The organism is Rossellomorea oryzaecorticis (assembly GCF_045897515.1).
Classification (GTDB): Bacteria; Bacillota; Bacilli; order Bacillales; family Bacillaceae_B; genus Rossellomorea; species Rossellomorea enclensis.
On the sequence record NZ_JBJOSA010000035.1, the window covers coordinates 19,351 to 28,601 of the forward strand.

At 45.5% G+C, this 9,251-nt stretch carries 7 protein-coding genes and 1 other annotated feature; of the genes, 1 reads left to right on the forward strand and 6 read right to left on the reverse strand.

Annotation, left to right across the window (positions count from 1 at the left end):
- Window positions 1-56: 56 nt before the first annotated feature.
- From serS to guaB, 5 genes are all read right to left on the reverse strand, one after another.
- Window positions 57-1,331, reverse strand: a complete 1,275-nt coding sequence (gene serS, locus ACKA06_RS21190) for a serine--tRNA ligase (protein WP_411160596.1) — start codon at window positions 1,329-1,331, stop codon at window positions 57-59.
- Window positions 1,332-1,415: 84 nt separating this feature from the next.
- Window positions 1,416-1,628: a binding site (T-box leader), on the reverse strand.
- Between the two features lie 384 nt (window positions 1,629-2,012).
- On the reverse strand, window positions 2,013-2,603 hold the full coding sequence (gene pdxT / locus ACKA06_RS21195) for a pyridoxal 5'-phosphate synthase glutaminase subunit PdxT (protein ID WP_411160597.1): 591 nt from the start codon (window positions 2,601-2,603) through the stop codon (window positions 2,013-2,015).
- Between the two features lie 10 nt (window positions 2,604-2,613).
- Window positions 2,614-3,495 carry a pyridoxal 5'-phosphate synthase lyase subunit PdxS gene (gene pdxS, locus ACKA06_RS21200; protein ID WP_411160598.1) on the reverse strand — a complete coding sequence of 294 codons (882 nt, stop codon included), beginning with the start codon at window positions 3,493-3,495 and terminating at the stop codon, window positions 2,614-2,616.
- 539 nt (window positions 3,496-4,034) lie between these two features.
- Window positions 4,035-5,390 carry a serine hydrolase gene (locus ACKA06_RS21205; protein ID WP_411160599.1) on the reverse strand — a complete coding sequence of 452 codons (1,356 nt, stop codon included), beginning with the start codon at window positions 5,388-5,390 and terminating at the stop codon, window positions 4,035-4,037.
- 172 nt (window positions 5,391-5,562) lie between these two features.
- Complete coding sequence (gene guaB / locus ACKA06_RS21210) at window positions 5,563-7,029, reverse strand: IMP dehydrogenase (RefSeq protein WP_032087149.1); 1,467 nt, start codon at window positions 7,027-7,029, stop codon at window positions 5,563-5,565.
- Window positions 7,030-7,142: 113 nt separating this feature from the next.
- Between guaB and ACKA06_RS21215 the strand changes: the two genes are divergently transcribed.
- Window positions 7,143-8,078: a YaaC family protein gene (locus tag ACKA06_RS21215; protein WP_411160600.1), complete on the forward strand. Its 936-nt coding sequence runs from the start codon at window positions 7,143-7,145 to the stop codon at window positions 8,076-8,078.
- Between the two features lie 39 nt (window positions 8,079-8,117).
- On the opposite strand, the gene ACKA06_RS21220 is transcribed toward ACKA06_RS21215, so the two are convergent.
- A complete protein-coding gene (locus ACKA06_RS21220; RefSeq protein WP_032087148.1) occupies window positions 8,118-8,600 on the reverse strand; it encodes a glutathione peroxidase in 483 nt (160 codons plus the stop codon).
- Between the last annotated feature and the right edge of the window lie 651 nt (window positions 8,601-9,251).

Below are 9,251 nucleotides of genomic sequence, written 5' to 3' on the forward strand. Positions count from 1 at the left end.
TTATCAAAAAATTAAAAGGTATCCGAGGAACAGACCGAATACCTTTTTCAACCTTCTTATTTGATCACTTCTGCCCCGCCCATATAAGGACGAAGGACTTCTGGTACGACGACGGATCCGTCTGCCTGCTGGTAATTTTCCAAAATGGCAGCAACGGTACGGCCGATCGCAAGCCCTGAACCATTCAATGTATGGACATGTTCAGGCTTCGCATTCGCTTCCCTTCTGAAACGGATATTCGCACGTCTTGCCTGGAAGCTTTCGAAGTTACTGCAAGAAGAAATCTCACGGTATGTTCCGTAGCTCGGGATCCATACTTCGATATCGTATTTCTTCGCGGCCGTGAATCCTAAGTCGGCTGTACACATTGATAACACACGGTACGGAAGTCCAAGGAGCTGAAGGACTTTTTCCGCATGTCCCGTCAGTTTTTCAAGCTCATCATAAGAATCCTCAGGTTTAACAAAGCGGACAAGCTCGACCTTATTGAATTGATGCTGGCGGATCAATCCTCTTGTATCGCGTCCCGCAGAACCCGCTTCTGAACGGAAGTTGGCACTGTAGGCAACATAGCTGATCGGCAGCTCCTCGCCCTTGATAATTTCATCGCGGTGATAGTTTGTTACCGGAACTTCTGCTGTCGGGACAAGGAAGTAGTCTTCGCTTTCGATCCGGAAAGCATCTTCTTCGAATTTCGGCAGCTGGCCAGTTCCTGTCATGCTTGCACGGTTTACAAGGAACGGCGGGATCATTTCAGTATAGCCGTGTTCATCCATATGAAGATCCATCATGAAGTTCAACAGGGCACGCTCCAGTCTTGCACCCAGGCCTTTGTAGAATACAAAACGGCTTCCCGTTACTTTCCCTGCACGTTCAAAGTCTAGAATATCAAGTCCAGTTGCAATATCCCAGTGAGGCTTTGCTTCGAAATCAAAGTCGCGGACTTCGCCCCATTTGCGCGCTTCCACGTTGTCGTCCTCGGTTTCACCGACAGGAACAGATTCGTGCGGGATATTCGGGATGGACATGAGGATCCTGTCCAGCTCTTCCTCGATGCCCCTCAGCTCATCATCAAGCTTCTTGACCATTTCCCCAACTTCACGCATTTCAACAATCAGGTCCTGAGCATCCTGTTTGTCTTTTTTCAGCTGAGCGATTTTCTGTGATACTTCATTTCGCTTGCTCTTGAGGTTCTCGCTTTCCACAAGAAGCTCTCTTCTTCTCTTATCCAGTTCCTCGAACTTATCAAAGTCCTCAAGGTCTTCGCCGCGGTGCTGCAGGCGGCTTTTTACTTCTTCCAGATTGGCACGCAAGTATTTGATGTCTAACATGCTTGTTCCTCCTTTGGTTTATATGATGTTTGTCTGAAAACGCGGCAGGATAATCCGGGAAAAATAAAAAACCCCCGTCCCTGGAAAAGGGACGGAGGTTACCGCGTTGCCACCCTAATTGAAAACAGCAGAGCTGTCTTCCTCTTAGAGATGGTAACGGAATCACCGAAAATACCTACTGAATGGTTCAGTATTTCACTCAAGGATGGATTCATGAAGCTCCTGCACCGGTTTGCACCAACCACCGGCTCTCTTCAGCAGAGAAGTTTCATTACTATTTCCTGTCAACGTTTTAAACTCATATTGGTTATTTCATAATCTACTACAATGTTTTCCATTTTGCAATAGGTTTATGCCAATGTTTTTAAATGTGCGAACTCCGCTGTTGATTTCCGTGCAAGACTTCGCTTTCCTCGGGCGAGCGTGGAGCCTCCTCGGCGCTTTGCGCCTGCGGAGAAGAAAAGCGGATGGGCTTTGCTCAGAGGCGTGTGGCATAAGACGAATCGGCCACGAAGGCGTATTTTGCCTTCTTGGTCGGTTTGGCTTATGACATGTGCCTCTAAGCCCAGTAGCTAGACAGGTCTCACATTGGCTGCTTTTCCCGCAGGAGTCTTCGTCTTGCACTCCAACCAACAGCTGGGCTCTACTCACATCCAAGTATCAAGGATGGGCAAAACCATATTATAAAACAGCTTTTTCTTTCGATTCTTTGACCATCTCGATGAAGTAAGCCGTCAGGCGATGGTCGTCTGTGAGTTCGGGATGGAATGAGCATCCCAGGAATCGTCCGTGACGTGCGAGGACGATCCTTTCGTTGTGCTTGGCGAGGATTTCGACGTCCTCCCCGGCTTCTACGATGTGAGGGGCACGAATGAATACGGCGTTAAAATGATCGCCGACATGCGCGATGTTAAGGTCGGCCTCGAAGCTTTCCTTTTGACGTCCGAAGGAGTTGCGTTCGACGATTACATCCATGACACCAAGATGCGGTTCATCATAGCCGATTATCTGTCTCGCAAGCAGGATGAGACCTGCACATGTTCCAAACATCGGCTTTCCGCTTGCCGCAAATTCTTTGAGTGGTTCAAAAAAACCGTAGCGGTCAATGAGGCGGCGCATCGTCGTACTTTCTCCGCCCGGCATGATCAAGCCGTCAAGTCCATCCAGCTGTTCTACACGCTTTACGACCACTGCTTCGGCATCGCATGCTTCAATTGATCTAACATGCTCTCTGACTGCTCCCTGAAGTCCAAGTACACCTATCTTCATCATTGTCTACCTCTTACCATCCGCGGTCTTGCATGCGCTGTTCAGGAAGGATGGAGGAGATCTCTACACCCTTCATCGCTGTGCCAAGTTCTTTTGACAGCTCAGCAATCAGTTTGTAATCCTGGTAGTGAGTAGTCGCTTCAACGATCGCTCTCGCAAACTTCTCAGGGTTTTCAGACTTGAAGATACCGGAACCTACGAATACACCGTCAGCTCCCAATTCCATCATAAGAGCAGCATCAGCCGGTGTTGCGATACCGCCAGCTGCAAAGTTGACAACCGGTAAACGGCCGTTTTCTTTAATTTCTAACAATAATTCATATGGAGCACCCAAAAGCTTCGCTTCCGTCATGATTTCATCTGTGCTCATGCTGACAAGCTTGCGAACCTGAGCGTTCACTTTACGCATGTGACGAACCGCTTCGACGATGTTTCCAGTACCCGGTTCACCTTTTGTACGAAGCATCGATGCACCTTCACCGATACGGCGTGCCGCTTCGCCTAAATCACGGCATCCGCATACGAATGGAACCGTGAAGTCTTTTTTATTCAAGTGATACTCTTCATCGGCAGGTGTAAGTACTTCACTTTCATCAAGGTAGTCAACACCCATCGACTCAAGTACTTTTGCTTCAACGATATGGCCGATACGCGCTTTCGCCATGACCGGGATCGTAACTGCTCCCATTACTTCTTCGACGATACGAGGGTCTGCCATTCTCGCTACGCCGCCCGCAGCACGGATGTCAGCTGGAACTCGTTCTAAAGCCATTACCGCAACTGCACCTGCAGCTTCAGCAATCTTGGCCTGCTCTGCATTGATGACGTCCATGATGACGCCGCCCTTTTGCATTTCAGCCATACCTCTTTTAACACGATCTGTACCAGTATTCATTTATGTATCCCCCTTATATTTATCCTATGCCTGTCCTTATTTCTTACAAAGATACTCATAAAAGCCGCTGTTGATTTCCGTGGAAGACTTCGCTTTCCGCGGGTGACCCGTGAGCCTCCGGAGTGGAAAAGCAGAGGCGGCTCGTTCAGCCCCGACAAGCATAAGATGAATGGGCCGGGAAGGCGTTCTTTGCCTTCTTGGACCATTTAGCTTATGACCTCGAGGGGCTAGCCGCCGGAGCTAGACATGTCTCACATTGGCCACTTCTCCCGCAGGAGTCTTCGTCTTCCACTCCAATCAACAGCTGGAACTGTTTAATTGGGTTATCACAGAAGAAAAAAGTGACTAAAACAATCGGAATGATGATATTGCCCTACTGCTAAATAAACAACAAAAACAAGGTTATGTCAAGACGAAATAAGGAGTCGGTTAACTTATGCGGTATATGCATTTAATGGAAGTATCCCCTGCTTGCTCATGACCATTCCCTTATAAAAATAACCCCAGGCCATGTGAGGGCCTGGAGTCATCGTACGAAATTAGAACCAGCCTTTTACAGTGGAAGTGACGGATCCCCAGATATCTCCGAAGAAACCTCCGACAGCTCTCATGGAAAGGACGAACCAGTTTGCTTTTTCGACTCCTTCGACTGTCACGACAGAAGATTTAGCTCCATTGGATCCCTTGTCAGTCAGGTATCCAAGATCATTCTTGTCTTTTGATTCCAATGTAATATAACCGACTTTTTCGCCCTTTTTAACCGGCGCAGTCAGTTTACCGTCTTCATTCAGCTTTTTCTTGTCGACTACAAATTTAGGCTTGTACATCTTTTCTTCGCCATTTTTCACGACCATATTCAGAGCAGACTCAGCTTTGATGCCGACTTCTTTTTCTTTCCCTTTCACAACAGGAAGGGTTTTCTGTCCCTTGATTTTGTAATCGGCAGGGATCAGTTCTTGCATTGTAAAGTTATTAAAAGCATAATCCAGCATTTTTCTTGTTTCTGCAAAACGTGCATCATAAGAATTTTCACCCGCTGGTACTTTCACATCCATCACAACTGTAATGAACCTCATGCCATTTCGTTCCGCAGTACCTGTGAAACAAGCTCCTGCAAAATCCGTCGTTCCAGTTTTAAGCCCGTCCATGCCTTCGTACTCACGAACCAGTCCAGGAAGCATCCAGTTCCAGTTAGGCATTTCGAATTCGTCATCGGTACCTTCAGCAAACACTTTCTTCGCAATGGAAGAAGTCTCTAGCACCTCAGGATAATCATTGATCAGGCGGTAAGCAAGAGTCGCCGTATCCTTTGCGGACATCACATTCTCTTCATCCGCTCCACCGACAACCTGATCGACATAAGGAGCGAGGTCCTTGTTGTTCAAACCTGATGAGTTAACGAATTTATAGTTTTCCAATCCAAGTTCTTCGGCTTTTTTGTTCATCATTTTCGCAAAATTCGCTTCAGAGCCGGCAACGGTTTCAGCAATGGCCATCGCTGATGCATTCGCTGAATAAATCGCCATGGTTTCATATAAATCTTTAATCGTATAAGTCGCTTCTTCACGTAAAGAAACATTACTTAACGAAGTGTTATGTGACATCTGAGAAATATTTGCAGGAACCGTATATTTTTGATTCCACTTAACCTTTCCTTCATCAATCGCTTCAAGCAGAAGGTATTCGGTCATCATTTTTGTCATACTAGCAATTCCAAGTGCAGTTTCGGAATTCTTTTCAAATAAAACTTTACCGGTACTTGCTTCTACTAAAATCGCAGCATTTGCGTTAACATCGAGATCCCCTTGAGCATTTGCCGGTTTTTGAACCATGCTCATCGCCATCAAAAATACCAAGAAACAAACAAAAGATTTTTGAACCCAACTTCTTTTCACTTTTAGCCCTCCAAGTTTTTATGTACACCTTCGTTATTTTATCATAGTTCGAAAGGTAAGAATAGACAGAGAATATTCCTAGTTTTGGTATGGGGTAAGGGACTTGGGGCCCTCTCCATTTACCTTTTTTCCCATAAAAAAAGAGCCGGTTATAAGCCGGCCCTTTTTCACATTAAGATAATGAATAATTCGGTGCTTCCTTCGTGATCTGCACATCATGCGGATGGCTCTCGCGAAGACCTGCACCCGTCATACGGATGAACTGCGCATGTTCCCGAAGTTCATATAGATTCTTCGTACCGCAGTATCCCATGCCTGAACGAAGTCCGCCGATCAACTGATACAAGGTATCCGCAAGCGGCCCTTTGTAAGGGATGCGGCCTTCAATGCCTTCAGGAACGAACTTCTTCGCATCTTCCTGGAAGTAGCGGTCCTTCGATCCTTTTTCCATGGAGCTCAATGAGCCCATACCGCGGTAGACTTTAAAGCGTCTGCCTTGGAAGATTTCTGTTTCACCAGGGCTTTCAGATGTACCCGCCAGCAGGCTTCCAAGCATAACAGCATGTCCGCCGGAAGCAAGTGCCTTCACGATATCACCAGAGAACTTGATCCCGCCGTCTGCAATGATGGATTTGCCATGCCTTCTGGCTTCCGTTGCACAATCGTAAACAGCCGTGATCTGAGGTACACCGACACCTGCAACAACACGAGTTGTACAAATAGATCCAGGTCCGATACCGACTTTTACGACGTCAGCACCTGCTTCGATCAATTCTCTCGTTGCTTCGGCTGTTGCAACATTTCCTGCGATGATGTTCAAGTCAGGATATGCTTCACGGATTTCCCTGACAGTGGAGATAACCCCTGCTGAATGTCCGTGTGCTGTGTCAATGACGATTGCATCGACATGTGCTTTCACAAGATGCTCTACTCGTGTGGCAGTATCTTTTGAGACACCCACTGCAGCCCCGACCAACAAACGGCCCTGACTGTCTTTTGCCGAGTTCGGGAACTCGATGACTTTTTCAATATCCTTGATTGTGATCAGACCTTTTAATACGCCTTCTTGATCGATGAGCGGCAGCTTCTCGATCTTGTGCTGCTGAAGGATTTTTTCCGCTTCATCTAGGGTAGTGCCAACCGGAGCTGTCACCAGATTTTCTTTTGTCATAACATCAGAAATCTGGATGGAGAAATCCTGGATGAAACGCAGATCGCGGTTCGTCAAGATCCCCACCAATTTTTGCTCCTCTTCATTGTTCACAATCGGAACACCAGAGATTCTATATTTGCCCATCAAGTGCTCAGCAGCAAATACTTGATGCTCAGGAGTCAGGAAGAATGGATCAGAAATAACGCCGCTTTCTGAACGCTTTACTTTATCAACCTGCTCAGCCTGTTGTTCGATACTCATGTTCTTGTGGATGATGCCCAGTCCGCCTTGGCGTGCCATCGCAATCGCCATTTCAGCTTCAGTCACCGTATCCATACCGGCACTGATGACTGGAACATTCAGCTTTATGGAGTCAGTCAGTTCAACTGAAATACTCACATCTTTCGGTAATACCTCAGACTTTGCAGGTACTAGTAAAACATCATCAAACGTTAAACCTTCTTTAGCAAATTTAGATTCCCACATATTTTTCGGCCTCCCTAGTCCCAAAATATTATTAGTAGGTTATCAATTGGTTAAAATACTGTCAAGGACATCAGAATTAGTTTAATTTTTCAGAATTGTTAGAGGGTGACGAATTGGAAAGCATACATCGGCATTGGGACTTCATTCACTACTTTCAGTCTGCTGAATATTCCCAGAAATTTTTAAAAAATGGATATGAACAAATCGGTTTCGCGCAGGCTGAAACAAAAAGCTACGAAAACTGCTATCCATTCATGTATTATCTCGAACAGGGTGAGCTTTATTATAAACAAGCTCTGCAATCTCCCCTGTCACTGCAGCCAATCTTATTATTTTACGGCTACATCCATTTTATTAAAGCGATTGTCCTGACGAAGGATCCGCTCTACCCGGAAACGACCCAGGTACTCGCCCACGGGGTGACATCAAGAAAAAGAAAAAAGCAGCAATATCATTTTTTGCAGGATGAAGTGAAGGTTCAAAAGAATGGGTTGTTTTCTCATTTCTCAACCCTGGTGTTCCAAGCGAAACATATCATTGGTGAAAAACTGAAGATGGAAGACCTGCTCGTACAGATCCCTGAGTTGGAGGAAGCATTTAAAGTCCTGTTGAAAAGAAAGACGATGCTGTGGTTCAATCCAGAGAATGAACTTGTCCTGGATGAGTCGGTACTGAACAACTTCAATATGTCAAAAGATCTTTTCAAGCAGTATCTGAATGAAAAGCTGAGCGGCAAGAATCAATGGACGAAAGAGGATACCCTTCATATCCCTCACATCAGTGAACAGCTTCCGGTCAGATGGCATCTGGGCAGCGACAGGCTGTGCCTGCCGAGCATCCGGAATGAAGCGAACATGCTGCCCGAACTCCTGATTCACTATGCCGTCCTTTATAACCTGAGCATGATAGCCAGGTATGAAACAGAATGGTGGGTCGAACTATTGAAGAACCGCACGAACGAAGACTACCCGATCATCCGGTCCTTTTTGAACGTCACAACCCAGAAGGCACCCTATCTGCTATTGGATATACTGAAGCAGAAGATGTAGCGGATAGAGGAAGGAAACTCACCCCTCCTCCTCTTTCCATTATCGATCCAACAACGACTTGATGTCATGTTCAATTTTTCTAGGATTCGTCTGCGGAGAATATCTCTCATACACTTCTCCGTTTTTATCCACCAGGAACTTAGTGAAATTCCACTTGATATCCGAGACCAGCAGTCCCTTCTTTTCTTTCGTCAAAAATTTGAATAACGGGTGCGCACTCTTTCCCTTCACATCCGTTTTCTTGTACATCGGGAACGATACTCCATAATTTGTCTGACAAAACTCGATGATCTCATCCTGGTCATCAAATTCCTGATTCATGAACTGATCACTCGGGAAACCCAGCACAACCAGGCCCTGCTCTCTATACTCCTCATACAAGCCCTGCAGTTCTTCAAATTGAGGCGTAAAGCCGCACTTGCTTGCTGTATTGACGATAAGCAAAACCTTCCCCTCATACTCCTCTAACGAGGTTTCTACCCCATTCGATTTAGCAACAGTGAAATCATAGATGGAAGTCATATCGATCTCCTCCTTCGTTTATGTTCATAGTTAAATGATACTTCATGGGGGTGCGGGATAGCAATTTTGAGGGGTTTTAGGGTTGTTGGGGTGTCAGGGTTTTGGGAATGAGTTTAGTGGAGTTTTTCGGGTTGCAGTTCTGACAAATGGACGGCAATTTGATAGTAAATGCTTGTTTGAGAGCATAAGTAGTCGAATTCGGTTATATCTTAATTTAAATAAAAAAAGGATTTTCTGTTTCGCTAATAAAAGTGCGATTTCCGATAATACATTCGTTGATTTCGATAATAAAAAGTCGATTTTCGATAATATCTTGGATTCAGCCATCAACCCGATACTCAATTTCGTGATATTTTTATAAAATAGACACGTTTTTTCAGAAAACATGACTTGCTTTTTTAACCCAGGACAAGGTTTTTTATTAAAAAAGACAAATAACGGGCTTTAAAGAAGGAAATTTGATGGTTTTAGTAAAAAGATGTGAAGACGTTTTTAGTTAACCATTATCCAATCCACTGCTATACCATCATCGTTTCACCCCACACAAAAAAAGAACAACTCCTAAGAGCTGTCCTTTTTTTATTTGCCTGGCGATGTCCTACTCTCACAGGGGGAGATCCCCCAACTACCATCGGCGCTGAAGAGCTTAAC